This is a genomic window from Humibacillus xanthopallidus (genome assembly GCF_006716675.1).
Taxonomy (GTDB): domain Bacteria; phylum Actinomycetota; class Actinomycetes; order Actinomycetales; family Dermatophilaceae; genus Humibacillus; species Humibacillus xanthopallidus_B.
The window spans coordinates 1-16,955 of sequence record NZ_VFPM01000001.1; the positions used below are offsets into that span (position 1 = coordinate 1).

The 16,955-nt window shown below is 69.6% G+C and carries 16 protein-coding genes, 2 tRNA genes and 2 pseudogenes; 8 read left to right on the forward strand and 12 right to left on the reverse strand.

The window, feature by feature from the left end; genetic code table 11:
• The 6 genes and pseudogenes from FBY41_RS23230 to FBY41_RS00030 form a co-directional block, all read right to left on the reverse strand.
• Window positions 1–520: pseudogene (locus tag FBY41_RS23230) on the reverse strand (hypothetical protein); the annotation flags it as partial.
• Window positions 517–1,689, reverse strand: coding sequence for a glycosyltransferase (locus FBY41_RS00010; RefSeq protein ID WP_141841404.1), 1,173 nt, complete (start codon window positions 1,687–1,689; stop codon window positions 517–519). The gene FBY41_RS00010 and the pseudogene FBY41_RS23230, both read right to left, overlap by 4 nt.
• Before the next feature lie 72 nt (window positions 1,690–1,761).
• A complete protein-coding gene (locus FBY41_RS00015; protein ID WP_221629176.1) occupies window positions 1,762–2,328 on the reverse strand; it encodes a zinc-binding dehydrogenase in 567 nt (188 codons plus the stop codon).
• A gap of 68 nt (window positions 2,329–2,396) precedes the next feature.
• Window positions 2,397–2,747 (reverse strand): annotated as a pseudogene (locus FBY41_RS00020) (alpha/beta fold hydrolase); the annotation flags it as partial.
• A 422-nt stretch (window positions 2,748–3,169) separates the two neighbouring features.
• Window positions 3,170–3,508 (reverse strand): ANTAR domain-containing protein, encoded by a 339-nt coding sequence (locus tag FBY41_RS00025; protein WP_185748809.1) that lies wholly within the window; start codon window positions 3,506–3,508, stop codon window positions 3,170–3,172.
• A 524-nt stretch (window positions 3,509–4,032) separates the two neighbouring features.
• Entirely contained in the window at window positions 4,033–4,524 is a 492-nt protein-coding gene (locus tag FBY41_RS00030; RefSeq protein WP_185748810.1) for a hypothetical protein, read from the reverse strand.
• 66 nt (window positions 4,525–4,590) lie between these two features.
• Between FBY41_RS00030 and FBY41_RS00035 the strand changes: the two genes are divergently transcribed.
• Window positions 4,591–4,803, forward strand: a complete 213-nt coding sequence (locus tag FBY41_RS00035; RefSeq protein WP_141841408.1) for a hypothetical protein — start codon at window positions 4,591–4,593, stop codon at window positions 4,801–4,803.
• A gap of 250 nt (window positions 4,804–5,053) precedes the next feature.
• Window positions 5,054–5,275 (forward strand): hypothetical protein, encoded by a 222-nt coding sequence (locus FBY41_RS24205; protein WP_141841409.1) that lies wholly within the window; start codon window positions 5,054–5,056, stop codon window positions 5,273–5,275.
• Window positions 5,276–5,749: 474 nt separating this feature from the next.
• Here FBY41_RS24205 and FBY41_RS00045 read toward each other — a convergent pair whose 3' ends face one another.
• Window positions 5,750–6,313 (reverse strand): hypothetical protein, encoded by a 564-nt coding sequence (locus tag FBY41_RS00045; RefSeq protein WP_141841410.1) that lies wholly within the window; start codon window positions 6,311–6,313, stop codon window positions 5,750–5,752.
• On the reverse strand, window positions 6,307–8,352 hold the full coding sequence (locus FBY41_RS00050; protein WP_185748811.1) for a GMC family oxidoreductase: 2,046 nt from the start codon (window positions 8,350–8,352) through the stop codon (window positions 6,307–6,309). Before FBY41_RS00050 ends, FBY41_RS00045 begins: the two co-directional genes overlap by 7 nt.
• Before the next feature lie 846 nt (window positions 8,353–9,198).
• Between FBY41_RS00050 and FBY41_RS00055 the strand changes: the two genes are divergently transcribed.
• The 3 genes from FBY41_RS00055 (at window position 9,199) to FBY41_RS00065 (ending at window position 11,952) form a co-directional block, all read left to right on the forward strand.
• The gene (locus tag FBY41_RS00055) at window positions 9,199–9,666 is read left to right on the forward strand and encodes an SRPBCC family protein (RefSeq protein ID WP_141841412.1); all 468 of its coding nucleotides are present in this window, start codon (window positions 9,199–9,201) and stop codon (window positions 9,664–9,666) included.
• 56 nt (window positions 9,667–9,722) lie between these two features.
• Entirely contained in the window at window positions 9,723–10,481 is a 759-nt protein-coding gene (locus tag FBY41_RS00060) for a hypothetical protein (RefSeq protein ID WP_141841413.1), read from the forward strand.
• Window positions 10,482–10,608: 127 nt separating this feature from the next.
• On the forward strand, window positions 10,609–11,952 hold the full coding sequence (locus tag FBY41_RS00065; RefSeq protein ID WP_185748812.1) for a wax ester/triacylglycerol synthase domain-containing protein: 1,344 nt from the start codon (window positions 10,609–10,611) through the stop codon (window positions 11,950–11,952).
• 395 nt (window positions 11,953–12,347) lie between these two features.
• Here the strand turns inward: FBY41_RS00065 and FBY41_RS00070 are convergent, their stop codons facing one another.
• Window positions 12,348–12,656: a phosphotransferase gene (locus FBY41_RS00070; protein ID WP_141841415.1), complete on the reverse strand. Its 309-nt coding sequence runs from the start codon at window positions 12,654–12,656 to the stop codon at window positions 12,348–12,350.
• 73 nt (window positions 12,657–12,729) lie between these two features.
• Between FBY41_RS00070 and FBY41_RS00075 the strand changes: the two genes are divergently transcribed.
• Window positions 12,730–13,895, forward strand: a protein-coding gene (locus FBY41_RS00075) for an IS3 family transposase (RefSeq protein ID WP_141841416.1) whose coding sequence is annotated in 2 segments (ribosomal slippage) — window positions 12,730–13,014 and window positions 13,017–13,895 — 1,164 coding nt in all. Because the reading frame shifts where the segments join, the coding sequence is not laid out codon by codon here.
• A 181-nt stretch (window positions 13,896–14,076) separates the two neighbouring features.
• Here the strand turns inward: FBY41_RS00075 and FBY41_RS00080 are convergent.
• From FBY41_RS00080 to FBY41_RS00090, 3 genes are all read right to left on the reverse strand, one after another.
• Window positions 14,077–14,373: an antibiotic biosynthesis monooxygenase gene (locus FBY41_RS00080; RefSeq protein WP_141841417.1), complete on the reverse strand. Its 297-nt coding sequence runs from the start codon at window positions 14,371–14,373 to the stop codon at window positions 14,077–14,079.
• Window positions 14,374–14,579: 206 nt separating this feature from the next.
• Window positions 14,580–14,652, reverse strand: a tRNA-Arg gene (locus tag FBY41_RS00085).
• 57 nt (window positions 14,653–14,709) lie between these two features.
• Window positions 14,710–15,903, reverse strand: a complete 1,194-nt coding sequence (locus FBY41_RS00090; RefSeq protein ID WP_260439469.1) for a PrsW family intramembrane metalloprotease — start codon at window positions 15,901–15,903, stop codon at window positions 14,710–14,712.
• A gap of 102 nt (window positions 15,904–16,005) precedes the next feature.
• Here FBY41_RS00090 and orn point away from each other — a divergent pair, with 102 nt between their 5' ends.
• The gene (gene orn / locus FBY41_RS00095; RefSeq protein WP_141842938.1) at window positions 16,006–16,605 is read left to right on the forward strand and encodes an oligoribonuclease; all 600 of its coding nucleotides are present in this window, start codon (window positions 16,006–16,008) and stop codon (window positions 16,603–16,605) included.
• Window positions 16,606–16,760: 155 nt separating this feature from the next.
• Window positions 16,761–16,836: transfer RNA gene (locus FBY41_RS00100), tRNA-His, on the forward strand.
• The last annotated feature ends 119 nt before the right edge of the window (window positions 16,837–16,955 follow it).

The following is a 16,955-nucleotide window of genomic DNA, read 5'->3' on the forward strand; positions in this document are numbered from 1 at the left end:
TGGCATCCCACCGGGGCTGCCACCCGCCGACGATCGCGGCCTCCTCGGGCCAGGTCGCGATGAGCGCGGTGGCGCTGTCGTAGGCGAGCTGGTGCTGCCGGTCGCTGCGGTCGCCCGGCTTGACGAAGGTCGCCACCGGCACGCCGAGCAGGCGCCCGAGCAGAGCCACCTCCACCGACACGTCAGTCACGAAGACGGCGGGCTCGTGCTGCGCCACCCAGGCGGCGATCATCTGCATGCGATCGTGAAAGCCACTGTGCTGCAAGGGTGCCCAGTGCAGCACACCTCCGGCGGTGTGGTCGTGGCCCTCCGCGGCGTCGTCGCGCGGGAGCTCGACCCACCGTTCTGCGGGCCAGTCGTCAGGCCGGGGCGCCGAGCTGAGGATCGTCACGGCGGCCGCCATGCGCGAGCCCACGACGCGAGCCCGGGCGACGTGCCCGGCCCCGAGATGGTGGGCGTACCAGCCGACGACCGCACGGGGCGCGCCGTCCCGGGCCGCAGCGCCCACCCCGGGCGTCACGGGGCGGTGGCCGGCTCGCACAGCGCGCCGGTGGACTCCGCCACACGCTCGCAGGGCGTGGACGGCGCGGTGGCCGCTCGAGCCAGCAGGTCGGCATACAGCTGCTCGTGGCGCTGGCTGATGACGGACTGCTGCTCGGCGCGCGTCTGGGCGTCGGCCTGCCAGTGCGGGCGGTCCCAGAAGGCGAGCTGGACGGCCGAGAAGACCTGGCCCTCGTCGGGGTCCTCCCCCGGCCGCCAGCCGAAGGTCAGCATCGGCTCCTGCTCGACCCAGTAGCCGGTGCGGGGCGCGAGCACCGTCGTGCCGAGGTCGTAGCACGCCTCCACCCAGCCGGAGTGGGTGCCGAAGGCGTAGGGCAGCACGGCGAGGTCGAGCGAGCGCAGGTGCTCCCACAGCTGCTCGTCGGAGCGGCGCTCGTGCACGGAGAGGCGCAGGCGTCCGCGGCCCTGCAGGTCGTAGAGCGTCTGGAGCAGGAAGTGGTCGTGCCGCGGGTGGCGGGGGTCGAGCACATCTGCGTGCAGGTCGACGACGAGCTCCGCGTGGGGCAGGGTCGAGACGGCCTCGGACACGATGCGGACCACCGGCTCGGCCAGGACGTTGGCGCGCAGGCTCTTGAGGTCGATACCGACGACGAACGGGCGCCCGTCGTCGGGCGCACCCGGCCGCGGGGCCCCGACGAGCTCGAGCGGGGCCACGTGCGGGTGTGCGAGCACCTCTGCCGACCGTCCCCAGCGGCGCTCGATCTCGGTGGCGGCACCGGGCGTGAGCGTGATGACGGCGTCGGCAGCCGGCACGAGCACGTCGAGCCGCGCTGTGTGGTCGCGCTGGTCGCTGAAGTGCGGGTTGACGAGGTCGTGCACGGTGAGGACGAGCGGGATGCCCGCCTCACGCAGAGCACACACCCACCGTCTCAGGTCGTCCGGCGAGGCTGCGTCGAAGCCGAAGTGCAGGTGCACGATGTCGAGCTCGTCGGCGTGCTGGCGCACCCACTCGGCGTCGAGCGCCGTGGGCGGCCACCACTGCCCCGGCGGGGCACCGGGCACGGCGGGGTCGTCGAGGTGCACGACGCGGCTCGTGGCGGGTGTCGTGGAGCGCAGCCGCTCCGGGTACGGGTGGGCGCTCGGGATGGCGAGCACGCGCAGCGCTGGGGTGAGTCGGACCGATGGCAACCGAGGCTCCTGGGTGAAGGGGTATGCCCGTCAGTACCCGTTCGCGGCCCGCCCGCAACACGCTCGCCGTGCTCAGCCGGCCACCGTGACGACGACCTTGCCCCGGGCGGAGCCGCTTTCGACCAGAGCGTGCGCGTCCATGACAGACGACAGGTCGAAGACGCCCGGGTCGAGGATCGGCTGCAGCCGGCCGGCGTCGGCCATCGTCGCGGCGGCGCGCAGGATCACGCCGTGATGAGCCCGCCCGAGGCCGGTCAGCAGCGGCAACAGCGTGAAGACGCCGGAGTAGGTCGCCCCCCGGAAGCTGAGCGGCGCCAGGCTGTGGGTGCCCCAGCCGATGATGCTGACGACGTGACCGGTGTAGCGGCGGACGGCCCCGAAGGACGCGTCGAGAGTCGCGCCGACCAGGGTGTCTAAGATGACATCGAATCCCTCACCCCCGGTGGCCGACGCGACATACTGCTCGACCGTCGTGGCGCGGTAGTCGATCGGCTCCGCACCGAGAGCGTGGATGCGGTCCAGGTCGGCCTGCGAGCCCGTGGCGAACACCCTCGCGCCGCGCGCGACGGCGAGCTGTACGGCGATGTGCCCGACACCGCCCGCTCCACCGTGGATGAGGACGGTCTGTCCTCGACGCACCGAGGCACGGTCGACCAGTCCCTCCCAGGCCGTCACGACCGACAGCGGCAGGGCCGCGGCTTCGAACCCACCCGGTCGGAGCCGTGGCGCGACAGGTAGCGGGTCACCTCCCCGGTTCCCATCGAGAAGCCGACGAGGACGGCATCGCGAAGGTCGAGGTGATCGAGCAGCGCCGAGAGGTCGTCGGCGAAGGTGTCGTAGTCGAAGCCCACCGTCGTGTTGCTCGACTTTCCGAAGCCGCGACGGTCGTAGGAGACGACCCGGTAGCCGCTGTCGAGCAGGACCCGGGACTGCTTGTCCCATGAGCGTCCGTCGAGCGGGAACCCGTGGATGAGCACGACCGGCCGACCGGCTCCGTGATCCTCGTAGTAGAGCTCGATGGCGTGGTCGTTCTCGTGGCCGACGGTCAAGGTGGGCATGGGGACCTCCTGGGATGTGGTGCGGACACCGACGGAGGGTGGTCGCCGCCGGAGGGGCGGGAGGGTGGTCGCGAACGACTGCTCCCGGATCCGTCTCCGACTCTGCAACCGTCGGCGGGGCCGGTCATCAGTCACATGACTGCTCAGTCCGTCTGCCAGGTGAGGAGCACTGCACTGGTCGGCATCACCCCGCGCCCAGCTCGGGCGAGAGCCGCGGGCGTTGTGTCGAGGGGTCAGGACTGCGGCACGTCGTCAAGCTACTCGGCAACGGGGCACGGGCTCGGAATCTCGACCTCGCGCTCGACGTCACCTCGCCGACGTGCCTACAGGGAATGGCCCCCTGGCCTCGGGGGTCGGCGTGGTGCCCTTCGACCCCTACCTCGGCAGCCACTCCCAGTTCGTTACCGATTGACGTGTTCTGTTCATTCGATGGAGGGGAACTCGCCGGTCCTCACCACGTCCAACGCCAACTCGTAGAGCTTGCGGTTCTGGTCCTGACTCGTCCGACGGAGCAGCTCGAACGCTTCCGTCTGCTGCATCTTGTGCTGCGCCATCAGGATGCCCACCGCTGCCCCGATGTCACGGCTGTGGTTCAAGGCAAGCTGCAAGTGCTCCGCCTTCGCATCGGCGGCATCCAGCCGTTCTAGCATCTCCAGGATGAACTTCTCGGTCTCCGTCAGAGCCTCGTCCGCGACGGGTGCCGCAACCGCGGCCTCGGCTGCACGGGCGGGCTCCGGCATGGGGCGAGGGGTGGTCGACATCGTGCCGCTCCTGCAACGATAGGACTGAACGCCAGCTGTCTGCTCAACGGGCACGGGAAACCCTAGCCGCGGGGCGTGCATGCGGGAAGATGCGAGCTGCAATGGGTCCTGACCTCATCGGGGCAAGAGCCGGAGGTCGCAGTACAGTCCCGGAGGTTCCGCGGGCTGCCCTTCCGCATCTCGATAGCCCAGCCCGTCGGCGATGTCCTGGTAGGTGCGGCCTTCGATGGCGAACTGGATGGCGCGGACGTGCCGGGCAGCAGCGAGGGCACCGGTTTCGGTGCCGGCGGCTAACGGGGGAGAACCGCCGGGACGCTCATGAGCATCATTATCGCCGACCTCACTCGTAAGGGAGAGGAATCGCCAGCGCTGTGTGTCGCCGGAGCCACCCGGGCTCCCTCAGAATCGTGCGAGGCGCCATCGGACCCCTGAGCCGGTGGCGCCTCGCCTGAAGAGTGCTACACCTCCCCTGTTCGGGTCCTGTCGATTGACGGGTCCAGGTGGTCAGCGCATCAGGGTGACGGTCACGTTGCGTGGTGTCGCGGTGCCGGATGCCGTCGCGGGCGAGACGACGGTGAGTCCGCCGCCCTCGCGCCGTCGAGGACCTTGAGGTTGAGGATGACCTCTGCCGACGCGTACCCCCAGATGGCGCCGATCTGGGTGTAGTAGGACGCGTCGACGACCGTTTCGACCCGGATCCGGCGGACCGCAGCATCCGCTGCGAACGAGCCGCCCACCGAGGCCAGCTGTTGCTGCGAGCCGACCATCAGGAAGTTGTAGTTGGACAGCCGGCCGGTATTGCGGTCCGCGGTCGCGCTGCCCGTCGTCGATCCGAGGGTGTAGGGCTTCGGGATCGTGAGCGTCGACACTGACGTCGACACTGACGGCGGCGGGGGCGGCGGCGGAGGTGGCGGGATCCACCACGATCCGATGTTGATCGAGTACCCGACGAGGCCGGTCCCCAACAGCAGCCGGTCGGCGGCGCGCGTTCCCGCGACGTCGCGGGCCTTGGGCACATCGTCGCGCCGAGAACCGCCTTCGCCTCAGCCGCGCCCTGCTTCGGGTCGATCCCTGTCTCCGTCATGGCCTTCGACAGCTGGGGCGCGAAGGCGGCCCGAGCCTTCTCGAACCGCGTCAGCGCGCCGTCCTGGCCCGCTTCTGCGGCCGCCTCGAAGTCGGCGCGCATCGCCTCGACGTCCAGCCCGGCCGCGTCGACGCCCTTCCGGGCATCCTTCTCGTACTTCTTGGCGAGCTTCTCGAGAGCCTTCAGCTGGCCGTCGAGCTTCTGGCCGTGATCGGCGCGGTCCTTCTCCAGATGCTTTTCGTAGCCCTGCTGCAGAGTCGCCACGTCCCCCGCGCCGGGGCGCTCCCCCGCGCCGGGGCGCTCCTCTGCGCCAGCCTGCGGGGACAGTCAATGAGGCGCCCCCGACCGGGACTGCTGCGTGGATAGTTGACATCTCACCTGCGTCGATGTGTAGGCGACGCAGATGTGCACCATGCCCTGAGCGTGTCCAGGGAGTCCTTCCATGACGTGATTCCGACACCATGACGATTGTCGGGCACCAATCCGGTGCAGTGTTACTGGGGGTCTTTCAGGTCTCGAAGCTACACAACGCGTCCTCCGCTTTGGGGGTGCTCGGCGTGCTCGCGGCGCGCAGGTGGCGCGAGCCTCGTCCACGGCCCATCGGGGGGAGAGAGAGACTGGGACCGGCCGGGCGTTCTGGGCCGGGCCGTCGAAGTTCGTGGCCTGAGGTGCGGCACCGCTGACGAGATCGACCAACGGCCAGGCTGGCCAGGAGGAGGGCTCGAAGGCGGAGCTATCTGAAGCGCCTACTTCAGGTGGGCATCTCGGACGCTGCTTTTCGTTGTCTCCGTCAGGGTGGTTCCTTCCCTCACAGCCCGCTCGCAGCGTTTGCGTGGGCGTCCTCCACGGCGATGGTGTTCTGGTGTGCGAGAACTCCCTTGCATGATTGCGAGCCCTTCATCTCATCCGACGTCCGAGCCACCATTCATCTGACCCGTCGGTGCCCGCGGCAACCAGGGCCGAAAGGCGCGATCAGCTGGAGCGGTGACGAAGAGGTGGCCGACAGACTTCTTGCGGTCCTCGATGGCAATGGGTACGACAGCCGGCGCGCGGCGTGGACGGACCACGGAAGCGCACGTTCAATCCCGATAGGCTCGGACGCAAGGGCAACTACTGCTCGGTCTTCCTCATTGAGTCAAGGTGTGCGCCCTTGGCCTTCAAGCCCTGGGGATCTGTTGTAGCCGCTCGAGGGCGAACCAGCCGACGGGGACGCGTAGGTTCGCCACGGCGAGGAAGGCGTGACCGAGGAGCAGATCGTCCGAGCCCGGCGAGACGTGCACGAGGTAGTCGCGCAGCCGCCCCGCGACGCCTGGCTCGGGCGTCTGAACCGCTCCGTAGTCGAGGAGCAGAGCGTTGAGGTAGCGGTTGTCTGTGGCGGCCGCGTCCACGGGGGTGACGGTGAACCTGGCCCATTCGCGACGGCCGTCGCGCTGGGCTCGCTCGGTCCAGGGCGTGGTCAGGTCGCTGCCGACGACCGACACGTTGTATCCCTCCGCTCGTCCGTCGCGGGTGTGGAAGCCCTTGATGAAGCGCCGGATGCCGAGTACGCGCGAGGTGGCGGGCAGGTTCGTGCCGCGCCACTCCCAGCCGGACAGGGCGTCGAAGTCCGGTGTGCCTCCTCGTCGCATGACCTTGGTGAGCCGCCGGCTGGGTGTGGCGACGAGGGCCAGGTAGCCCGGTGAGGCTGGCGGAAGTGGTTGTGGCTCGGTGGGGGTCACCATGTCTCGATGATCCTTTCAGCGGCGCGGGTGGCCAGAGCCATGACGGTGAGCATCGGATTGACGCCGACCGGTCCGGGGAAGAGGCTCGCGTCGGCCACCGTCAGCCCACGCGTGTCGTGGACCGCGCCGCGTGGATCACACACAGCCGACAGGGGATCGGATCCCATCCGTGCCGTGCCCATCAGATGGACGGTCGACAGGTCGAGGTCGGAGGCCCGGACCCGGCGCGCTGCAGCGCGGCGAAGGTCATCGCCGGTGTGCAGCGGCTGGTGTCCTCGAATCGGAAGGTGCACCGTGTGGGCGCCCGCCGCCATGAGCGCCTCGCTCACATGGAGAACCGCGCGAGTCACCCGGTCAGCGTCGGCGGGCGTGACGGCATACGTGACGGCGACGCCGGCGCTTCCGACGGTTCGGACCCGCCCCTTGCCGGTGTCCTCGACGAGCACGCCGGCGGTGACCATGTGGTTGTAGGCGGTCATCGCCTCGCCGAGGTCGGCCCCGTCCAGCGGGAGCGCGCGAGCGACGAGCGACGGCGGGACGTTGACGGCAGCGAGGACGATCCCCTCGGACTCGAACTCACGCACCTGCAGGGACTGGTGGGCACCCTTCCACCCCTCGACGACCTCGTCGAAGACGGCCGTCACACCGGCCCCCGGGTGGAGGGCGAGGTTGCGCCCTAGCTGGGCGGAGGGGGGTCGCACCCCGGAGCGCTGCAGCAAGGCGGGGGTCTGGATCGCACCCGCGCAGACGACGACCTGACGCGCTCTCACCTCGAAGGTCCTGTCCGGCTCGGCGCCGCCGCTGACGCGCCCGCGAACGCCAACAGCCTGCTTGCCGTTCAGGAGGACACGCTCGACTCGACAGTCGGCCCACACGGTCGCCCCGAACGCCAACGCACGGGGCAGGTAGCTGACCAGGGTCGACTGCTTGGCGCCGGTCGGGCACCCCCACGTGCAGACGTTGCACCCGCCGCAGTGCAGATGGTTGCGCCTGTCCTCGACGACCCGCCAACCCAGCCGCTGCGCGCCGAGACGCAACAGATCCTGGTCGCGTCCGGCCGACCCGGCATCGGGTGGTCCCACTGACAGAAAACGCTCGACTCTCGCGTAGTAGTCGTCGAGGCCGTCGCTCGCGAGGGCGGGGTCGCCGCAGGCGGCGGCCCACCGGGACAGCACGCTCTCCGAGGGGCGGAAGGCCATGCCGCCGTTGACGACGGTGCCGCCCCCGACACAGCGCCCCTCGGCGTAACCGACCGCAGCCCGCCCCAGGGTGGCCGTCGCGCCGCCGTCGCGGTAAAGAGTCCGCAGGGCCCGGGTGGTGGATGTCGTGAACGACTCTGTCGGGTGGTGCGCGCCCTCCTCGAGCACCACCACGGACAGGCCCGCCTCGGCGAGCTCGGCCGCGACGACGCCACCACCCGCACCGGAGCCCACCACGACGACGTCGCACTCGAGCCAGCTCGGCATCTGCGTGCCGGGTCGGATGACACCACCCCGGTCACCAGCCCGGTCACCAGCCCGGTCACCAGCCCGGTGACCACGGGGTCCGACACGACCGGGCCGGTTGTCGCCGAGGGTGTCGGCGTCGGTCGTTGACACCGACTCCCGGGAGCGGCTCCGCAATAGGGCTGCTGGGGGCAGCGGCGCGGGTGTGACCAGCAACGTGCGATGCGACGTGATGTCGCCGGACCACGACTGCAGCCGTTCGGCGCTCTTGGCGGCAATGTAGGGATTCGGGTTGTAGCCCACCCGTGCGCGGACCTGGGGCTGCTCGAAATAGGCCACCACCACCACGTCCCGCAGAAGCTGCAGACCGCGATCGAGCGGCCCCCGACGCGACCAGGCCAGGACATCTCCCGCGATGACCGGGTCGATCGCGCTGAAAGGAAGCCCCCGGCGCGCCCGTGTGCCGTGCTCGAGAACACCGGCCAGAGTGAGCAACGCTCGTCTCGTCATGGGATGGAGGGCGCCGACGAAGGCATCCGCCTCGTCGACGGTGGCCTCGATGAGCTCGTCGGTGAGCCCATCGGGAGGACACACCGCGCGAACCAGGGCGGCGATCACCGGGCGGTGTCGCCCCAGCGCCCCCGTCCGCCCACCACGGCTTGCTTGGAATGGGGTCACGGTCATCCGGCCCCGACATGTCTGCATGGCTCGAGCGCGACCGACGAGAAACCCAATGGATCGGGCGCAGCGCTCACACCCCCATGGTCCCCGAGTCACGCCGTCACCGGGCAGAAACGCTCATGGACCTGGCATCGCCCCTCGCCGACACTCCGAACCGACATCGAGCCAGCCCAGTCCCCGCCTTGAGACCGCGAGCGCCGACACGACGGCCTCGACGTGCACGTTGCCGGATCGGACGACCCGTCCCGCGCGAGGGGACGGCCAGGTGTGTCGGTTCCTCGGGCATGGGCGTCGGGGTCGGTTACGGCCGGGGCGCAGGGAATGTCGTGGCCGCACTACGCCCAGGCACCGACACCGTCATGAAGTCGCTATCCACGTCGCCGAACAGGAGGTGGTCGTCGGCGGGAAGGTCCCACCTGCCGGGAATGGTCCCGCCAGCGACGAAGGCCCCGACAAGCTGAGGCGTCGTCCCGGAAGCCCGGACCAGGTCGGGGAACGCGATGGGCCGGTCCTGGACGTGGTCGACGGGCCGCACCCACCCCTCGCTGGAGACGTTGCCGTACAGACGGTGCGCCTCGAGCACCATCGCGACGGCTACGCACAACCGACGATCAGGCTCGACGTAGTTGCACCAGTCACATACCACCGGCGCTGCGAGCCACCGGTGGGAGGCTTGTCGAAGGACGCGCGCAGGAGTCGAGACGCAGGAGCGGAGCCTCCACAGGCCCGGCAGTTGCGCCGCGAAGGGGTGACTGACTGATGGCACGAGTGCGTGGAAGCATCGACATCGACCGCCCGATCGACGAGGTCTTCGATGTCGTTGCGGACCAGACCAACGAACCCCGGTACAACCCCTCGATGGTCGCATCGCGCCGAGTGACCGGCGGACCGATCGGGGTCGGGACCCGCTTCGAGGCAACCGTGTTGACTCGGGGCAAGCCGCATGAGGTGGAGATCGAAGTCACCGCTTTCGAGCGTCCATCCGAGACGGCGTCACGCAGTGTGATCGAGCGCACCACGGTGACCGGCGGACTGAACTTCACACCCACCTCATCCGGGACGAGACTCAGCTGGGACTGGGACGTCCAGATCGGCGGAGCCGCCCGAGTCCTCGGCCCGCTCATCGCCATGATCGGCCGCCGTCAGGAGCGCGCGATCTGGAGCGGCCTCAAGCGATTCATGGAGAGGGATGCGGCCATCCCTTCCCCGCGGGAGAGATCGGCATGACCATCACGGGTTCCGGACACACATCCGCCGGCTCGGCCGATTCGCAGTCACGTGGAATGCGCGCGCCCCCCGACCCCTCGTGGCGGCGGCTGTACCGGGTCGGCTCCTGGGCGGCCGCGGCATACGTGCTCCTCGTGCTCACAGCCATGGTGCTCCTCGCCGCTGCACCTCTCCCCCCATCATCGGGGGCCGCGCTGCTCGAGTACATCGACGCGCACGGAGTGGTCTACGTCGTGGAGCTGGTGTGCTTCGTCGGGCTCAGCGTGCCAGCCCTGATCGTGTTCACCGCCTGGGCGATGGCGCTGGGGCACGTCGACAAGTCCATGGCGCTCATCGGTGGCCTGTTCGGCGTCGCCTCCGAGATCACGGCCTTGGCGGTCGGCAGCAGCCCGCAGTCCCTCAATGGGGGCCTGCTCACCCTCAGCACCTCCTACCAGTCAGCGACCACGGCCGGCGAGCGCGCCGGTCTCGCCAGCGCGGCGGACGCCGTCATCGCCACGACCAACGCGATGCCCTGGGCCGGGGTCCTGACCGCAGCCGGCATCCTCATCCTCTCCCTGGTTGCATGGCGCGGACCTGTTCCCGCCGCCGTGGCGGCATTCGGCATCCTCACCGGAGCCGTCGGCATCGTCGCCGAGGCGCTGCGTCCCCTGATCGACGTCGGCTACCTCATCTACGGGCTGCTCCTGCCCGCCTGGTTCATCCTGACCGGGTGGAGGCTGAGCACCTTCGGCCGCTATGGCCCGGTCAGCGCACCCTCGACGAGCGACGACTCCGCCAGTAGCCCCACTCCCCCGCCCGAGGCAGCGGAGTGATGAGGTGCCGGCGGCGCTGCACCGCTGCACCGTCGTGCCGGGACGGGTATCGGCGCCAGACGCGGAGGACGGGCCGAACCGGTCCGTGCGACGCGGAAGGTTGCCGGAGCTCCGAGAGGAGAACGTGATGGCCTTCACCCGTCTGCGGATGGACGAGCTCGTCAACGCCTGGATCGGGGACCGCTTCACCCCGTTCCAGCTCGGACTGCTGGCCGTGTTCGAGCCGGGCCCGTTTGCCCTTCCGAGCGGTTCGGTTGACACCGCACTCGTCGCCCACGAGCTGTCGGTCCGCGCCCTCAGTGTTCCCGAGCTGGGCCGCCGGGTGCACTGGACGGGCCCCGGCGAAGGCGCGCCGGTGTGGGTCGACGTCGCCGATGATGTCGTCACGCGACGCGTCGGGACCACCTGGGTGAGCCCAGGCACGGACCTGCCGACGTGGGCGTCCAACCGAGCCATCCTCCGCCTGGACCGCGACCTGCCCCTGTGGCGCGCAGAGGTCGTCGACGGGCTGCCAGACGGCCGCTTCGCCATCCTCGTGGTCGTGCACCATGTGCTCGCCGACGGCATGGAAGGGATGCGCCTGCTGGCCTCCCTCCTCGACGCGGACGCCGATGTCGTCCGCGAGGAGCCCCCTGTTCGCATCCCCGCGAGCCCACCGACCCGCCTCGACCTGGTGCGCGACCGTATGCCGTCATGGCGCGGCGGCGCGCGGGGCCGGCGGCACCAGCCCGCGGGCTGGTCCCCGGGCGAGCCCCGGATGGCGCTCAGGGAGTACCGGGAGTCGATGGCCGCCTTCACCGCGCCGCGTCCGCGGACCTCTCTGCCGAGGGCGGTGGGTCCGACGCGCCGCATGGCCGTGGCATCGGCCGATCTCGGTGCGCTCAGCAGGCTGGGCCACCGTCGGGGTGCGACTGTCAACGACCTGCTTCTGGCGGCCGTGACCCAGGGGCTGCGGGACCTCCTGACCGTGCGCGCTGAGTGCCGGGCGGGACTGTTCGTCAGGACCATCCTTCCTGTCGCCGGCGCGTCCACTCGCCAGGTCGCAAGCATGATGGTCGTGGACCTGCCTGTGGGAGAGCCGGATCCGGCCCGTCGCCTCGCGACCATCGTCGAGCGGACGTCGGCACGCAAGGCGCGCCTGCAGGCCACCGGCGGGTCCGGACCTCATCTCCTTGCCCTGCCCATCCCGGTCGCGAGAATCCTCATCCCGTGGGCCAGGCGGCGAGGCAGCAGGATGATCGACCTCTCGGTGACGAACGTGCCCGGGCCTGTGGCGCCGCTGTGGTTCGCCGGGGCGCAGATGGTCGAGGCCTGGCCGATCGCTCCCCTCGTGCCCTTGGTCGGCCTCACCGTGGCCGCGCTGTCCTACAACGGCCGGCTTGTCGTGACCGTGAACGCGGACGGTGCGGTGCGCGATGTCGACGTCCTGGGCGACGGCATCGCGTCAGCTCTTGCTGTGCCGGCTGACTGAGCGCTTGCACATCAGTCGGGAGGGGTTACCGTCCGGGTCGTCCTCCGTCGGCGCCGTCTCGGTCAGCACTCATCGGCGTCATGTTCACCACCGGGGAGTCCTGCACGCAGTCGTCCATGGAGTACACCTCCGCGGCTGCAGGTGTTATGCCGCCGCCGCGGATGGCCTCAATGGGTCTGCGGCGAGCAACCTCACGGAGCACACCGACCGCGATGTCGACCCAGAGAATCGGCCGGGAGCGGCCACTCTCGGGTCGTCGCCAAGGCGCTCACCGGGGCACGTGTGGTCGCTGTGCCCGGCCGGTCGCTCGTCTCGGTCAACGCGCGGCGCTGTAGTCCTCGAGGAGCCCGTCGATGACCCGCCGCGCCTCAACTGCCGAGGCGTCGTCACGGTCGTCAATGGCCCTGCGGCATAGGCACCAAGACGGGCAGGTGCTCTGCTATCGCAGGCAGCCAGCGGTGCTCCTTCTCCACGGCCAGTGCATACTCTGCGGCGCTTGGAAGCCGCACGAGCAGGTCCTCTCCCAGACGGAAGCTGAAGTTGTCCCACCCGGGCTCAGGGACCGGGGTGACGGGCAGCTGAGACCACTGAGGAAACTGCTCCGCGACGAGGTGATGCACCGTCTCGACGTCGACGGTGAGCCTCTGCGGCGCGGGCCCGAGCTGCGGCACCCCCATGCTGGACGCCTCGCCGTCAACGCTCATGTCCGGGACTGCTGCACGGATAGGTGACACCTGATCTGTGGCGCTGAAGGGCGCCGCTGGAAGGATGTTCACCGTGCCCAAGCCCTACCCCAAAGAGTTCCGTGACGACGTCGTGAACGTCGCTCGCGGCCGCGAGCCGGGCCAGTCGCTCAAGCAGATCGCGGCCGACTTCGGCATCGCCGAGTCCTGCCTGCGTAACTGGATGCGCGAGGCCGACGTCGAGGACGGCATCAAGCCAGGAGCCACAGCGGCTGAGAGTGCCGAGCTGCGCGAGGCCAAGAAACGGATCCGTCTGCTCGAGCAGGAGAACGAGGTCCTGCGCCGAGCCGCGGCGTACCTGTCGCAGGCGAACCTGCCGGGAAAATGATGTACCCGCTCGTCCGCGAGCTGGCCGCCGACGGGATCCCCGTCGCGGTGACGTGCCGGGTCCTGAAACTCGCCCGCCAGCCGTACTACCGCTGGCTGGCGGCACCAGTCACCGCGAGCGACAGAGCCGAGGCGCACCTGGCCAACGTCCTGTTCGACGCCCACCGGGACGACCCCGAGTTCGGCTACCGGTACCTGGCCGACGAGGCACGCGACGCCGGCCAGCAGGCCTGCGACCGGACCATGTGGCGGGTCTGCTCGGCCAACGGCTGGTGGTCGGCGTTCGGCAAGAAGCGCGGCAAGAACGGCAAGAAGCCCGGGCCACCGGTGCACGACGACCTCGTCCAGCGCGTCTTCACCGCCCCGGACCGGAACCGGCTGTGGCTCAGCGACATCACCGAGCACTGGACCGGTGAGGGCAAGCTCTACCTCTGCGCGATCAAGGACGTCTACTCCAACCGGATCGTCGGCTACTCGATCAGCGACCGGATGACCTCCCGGCTGGCCGTCGACGCCCTGGCAAACGCGGTCGCCCGACGCGGGCAGGTCGCCGGCTGCATCCTGCACACCGACCGCGGATCGCAGTTCAGGTCACGGAGATTCGTCCGTGCCCTGCACCGGCACGGCATGGTCGGCTCGATGGGCAAGGTCGGCGCGGCCGGTGACAACGCCGCCATGGAGTCCTTCTTCGCCCTGCTGCAGAAGAACGTCCTGAACCGTCGAGCCTGGGACAGCCGCCAACAGCTACGGATCGCGATCGTCACCTGGATCGAACGGACCTACCACCGCCGACGCCGTCAGGACGCCCTCGGACGATTGACCCCCATCGAGTTCGAGACCATCATGACCAAACCTGCCACTCAGGCAGCCTGACCCCACCTGTCACCTATCCGTGCAGCAGTCCCTCCGGCACGCTGTCGGGCTCGATCGCGCGCAAGCATTCGTCGGCACGCAAGCGTCAGCTCTGCGCTGGAAGTAGAGCCGGGCGTGGTCGACAGGCGGCCATGTGACGCGGGCCCCGGGCCGCGCGAGTCGCCCCAGAACGGTGGCCCGCTCAGGCAGGATCCGCACTGCCGGCGAGGACCTGCATGACCACCAAGGTCGGCTCCGCCGCGAAGCGGCGGAACAACGCAGGAGCAGCAGGCGGTTCAGGCGATGCCCTCATCGCATCGAGCGCCGCACGATCTCGCCAAAGCGAGTGAATCGCCCAATGCCCTTGTCCGTCTCCAAGCAGTCGAGTCTCGAGTAGCCCGTCCGGAAGACCGCCGGCCAGCAGGTTCTCGAAGTCTGCCGTCAGGTCGTGGGCCTGACCTTGATCCACGTCGGCGGACACCATTGTCAGGATGTTCATGAGGCAAGGATCCGATGCAGCACGTGCATTGCCTAGTCCTTGTTCGCCGGGTTGAAGGCGCCATCTGGGCATCTGAACCGCCCCGGGTTCAGTGGAACTCGACGTGCTCATGGGTCCGCCAGGGGCCGTGGCTGCGGATGAGCTCGGTCCTGAAGAGCACTGCGACAGCACATGACATTTCCCAGGTCAGCGGCACAATTGATCGGCGCCCCCGGCAGGACTCGAACCTGCGACCAAGAGATTAGAAGGCTCTTGCTCTATCCGCTGAGCTACAGGGGCTCGTCGCCCCGTGGCAGGCGACGTCCCATGATAGGCAAGCCGGAGCGGTGCGCCCGCTCAGGTGACGGGCGAGCCCACGAAGTCGCGACGGTGCGCGGTGATCGACTCGAGCAGGACGAGCTCGCGCTGCGCCGCGTCGCTCTCGGCGGTGCCGTGGACCAGCCTCGAGCGCAGGAGGGCGAGGTCGCTCGCACTGTCCTGGAAGGCCTGCATCGAGCGTTTGGCGGGAACGCCGCCGGTGCGCCGCGCCCACGCCCGGGCGTCGCGGCGTTGGGCGAGCGAGGAGAGCATCGTGACCTCGCCGTGCGTGAGCCAGCCCGCGTCGGCGTAGGGAGAGAGGTACAGCCCGATGAGGCGCCCCTCCCGACGACGCAGCCAGACGACGAAGCCGACGAAGGCGAGGAAGAGCGGCACCTGGTAGGTGAGGTAGGCCTGGATGAAGCCCTCGAGGCCGGCGAGGGCGGAGAAGTTCCACAGCCCGTGCAGGAGCATCGCGCAGACCCAGCCGCCGAGCACCGCGAGAACCCGCACGAGTGGCCGGCGCGAGGTGACGGCGATGCCGATGCCGATGCCGGTGAGGGCCGTGAAGAGGGGGTGCCCGAAGGGGCCCATGATGCCGCGCACGATGAACGTGCCGGTGAGGCCCTCGTCGCCGTAGAGGTCGTAGGCGCGTCCGAGGTAGAGGATGTTCTCGCTGAAGGCGAAGCCGGCCCCGATGAGGCCGCCGTAGACGATGCCGTCGATGATCCCGTCGAACTCACGCCGCCGCAGAAGGTAGATGAGCAGGATGCCGAGACCCTTGAGGGTCTCCTCGGTGACGGGTGCGAGGTAGACGGCGCCGGTCTCGAACGGGTCGGTCCACTGCGAGTCGACGAGCACCCGCAGCCCGAGGGTGTTGAGGAAGAAGGCGCCGACGACGGCGACGAGCGCTCCCCAGAGGAACGCGAAGACGAGGTAGCGGGCCGGCTCGGCCTCGAAGCGGTCGAGCCACAACAGGGTCGGCACGATGATGAGGAGCGGGATCACCGCGAGGAGTGCGGCGGTCACGAGCGTCTGCGCCGTCAACCGCTCACCGAGGATGGTGAGCAGGACGAGGAGGGCGAGGAGGAAGAGCGCGGCGACGACACCGATGGTGATCGCGGTGCGCAGCATCGGCCGACGGGTCGGGTTGGGCAGCCGACTCCATTGCGGCTGCTGGGCATTCGCTCCCCCGCCGGTCGGCTGACCGGTCGTCACGTCGCCTGAGGTCATCCCCGCAGGTTAGTGCAGTCGTGCGCGCCGGGGGTCGGGCCGGGCGAGGATGGCACCGGCTGCCTTTATGGTGGAGCCGTGAGCGACTCCAACCACAGGGCCATGGCAGACCGGATCGTCTGGATCGACTGCGAGATGACCGGTCTCTCCCTGCGCTCCGACGCGCTGGTCGAGGTCGCTGCGCTCGTCACCGACTTCGAGCTCAACCAGCTCGGCGAGGGCATCGAGGTCGTCATCAAGCCGCCGGCCGAGGCGCTCGAGCAGATGGACCCCTTCGTCCGCGACATGCACACGACCTCCGGGCTCATCACCGAGTTCGACTCCGGGGTGACCCTCCAGGAGGCCGAGCACATCGTGCTCGACTACATCCGCACCTTCGTCCCGGAGCCGCGCAAGGCGCCGCTCGGCGGCAACACGGTCGCCACCGACCGGGGCTTCCTCCTGCGCGACATGCCCGAGCTCGAGGCCTACCTCCACTACCGCATCATCGACGTCAGCTCGATCAAGGAGCTCTCGCGCCGGTGGTATCCGCGGGTCTACTTCAACGCGCCCAAGAAGTCGGGCGGCCACCGGGCGCTCGCCGACATCCGCGAGTCGATCGCCGAGCTGCGCTACTACCGCGAGGCCGTCTTCGTGCCCCAGCCGGGTCCGGACAGCGCGACCGCCAAGGCGCTCGCGCAGCCCCACGTCATCGAGCACTGAGCCGGCCGGACGGCATACGGGCGGCTCGGGAGGGCTCTCGAGGCGCCCGTATGCCGTCCGGCGCGGGGTGGTCATCACCACCCTCGGGCAGCCTGTACGATTGTCGACGCAGTCCCACGACGCCGAGCCCCCGGGCCCGGCTCGTCCTGTGCATGGTGGGTGTAGCTCAGCTGGTAGAGCACCTGGTTGTGGTCCAGGTGGCCGCGGGTTCAAGTCCCGTCACTCACCCCATGGTTCCTGCTCCGTCAGGACATCTCTGTGGCCCGGCACCCTCTGACGAGGGGGTCGGGCCACAGTCGTTCTGCGAGTCGAATGCTCCACGGGCGGTTCCCTTCTCGGCAGCAGGTCGA

Coding starts and splice junctions, on each gene's coding strand:
- FBY41_RS00060 (WP_141841413.1), top strand. CDS start 9,723: ATGCGCGCGCCCCCCGACCCCTCGTGGCGGCGGCTGTACCGGGTCGGC.
- FBY41_RS00090 (WP_260439469.1), bottom strand. CDS start 15,903: ATGACCTCAGGCGACGTGACGACCGGTCAGCCGACCGGCGGGGGAGCG.
- FBY41_RS00080 (WP_141841417.1), bottom strand. CDS start 14,373: ATGAACATCCTGACAATGGTGTCCGCCGACGTGGATCAAGGTCAGGCC.
- FBY41_RS24205 (WP_141841409.1), top strand. CDS start 5,054: ATGACGATTGTCGGGCACCAATCCGGTGCAGTGTTACTGGGGGTCTTT.
- FBY41_RS00035 (WP_141841408.1), top strand. CDS start 4,591: ATGGCCTTCGACAGCTGGGGCGCGAAGGCGGCCCGAGCCTTCTCGAAC.
- orn (WP_141842938.1), top strand. CDS start 16,006: ATGGCAGACCGGATCGTCTGGATCGACTGCGAGATGACCGGTCTCTCC.
- FBY41_RS00055 (WP_141841412.1), top strand. CDS start 9,199: ATGGCACGAGTGCGTGGAAGCATCGACATCGACCGCCCGATCGACGAG.
- FBY41_RS00070 (WP_141841415.1), bottom strand. CDS start 12,656: ATGAGCGTTGACGGCGAGGCGTCCAGCATGGGGGTGCCGCAGCTCGGG.
- FBY41_RS00045 (WP_141841410.1), bottom strand. CDS start 6,313: ATGGTGACCCCCACCGAGCCACAACCACTTCCGCCAGCCTCACCGGGC.
- FBY41_RS00025 (WP_185748809.1), bottom strand. CDS start 3,508: ATGTCGACCACCCCTCGCCCCATGCCGGAGCCCGCCCGTGCAGCCGAG.
- FBY41_RS00065 (WP_185748812.1), top strand. CDS start 10,609: ATGGCCTTCACCCGTCTGCGGATGGACGAGCTCGTCAACGCCTGGATC.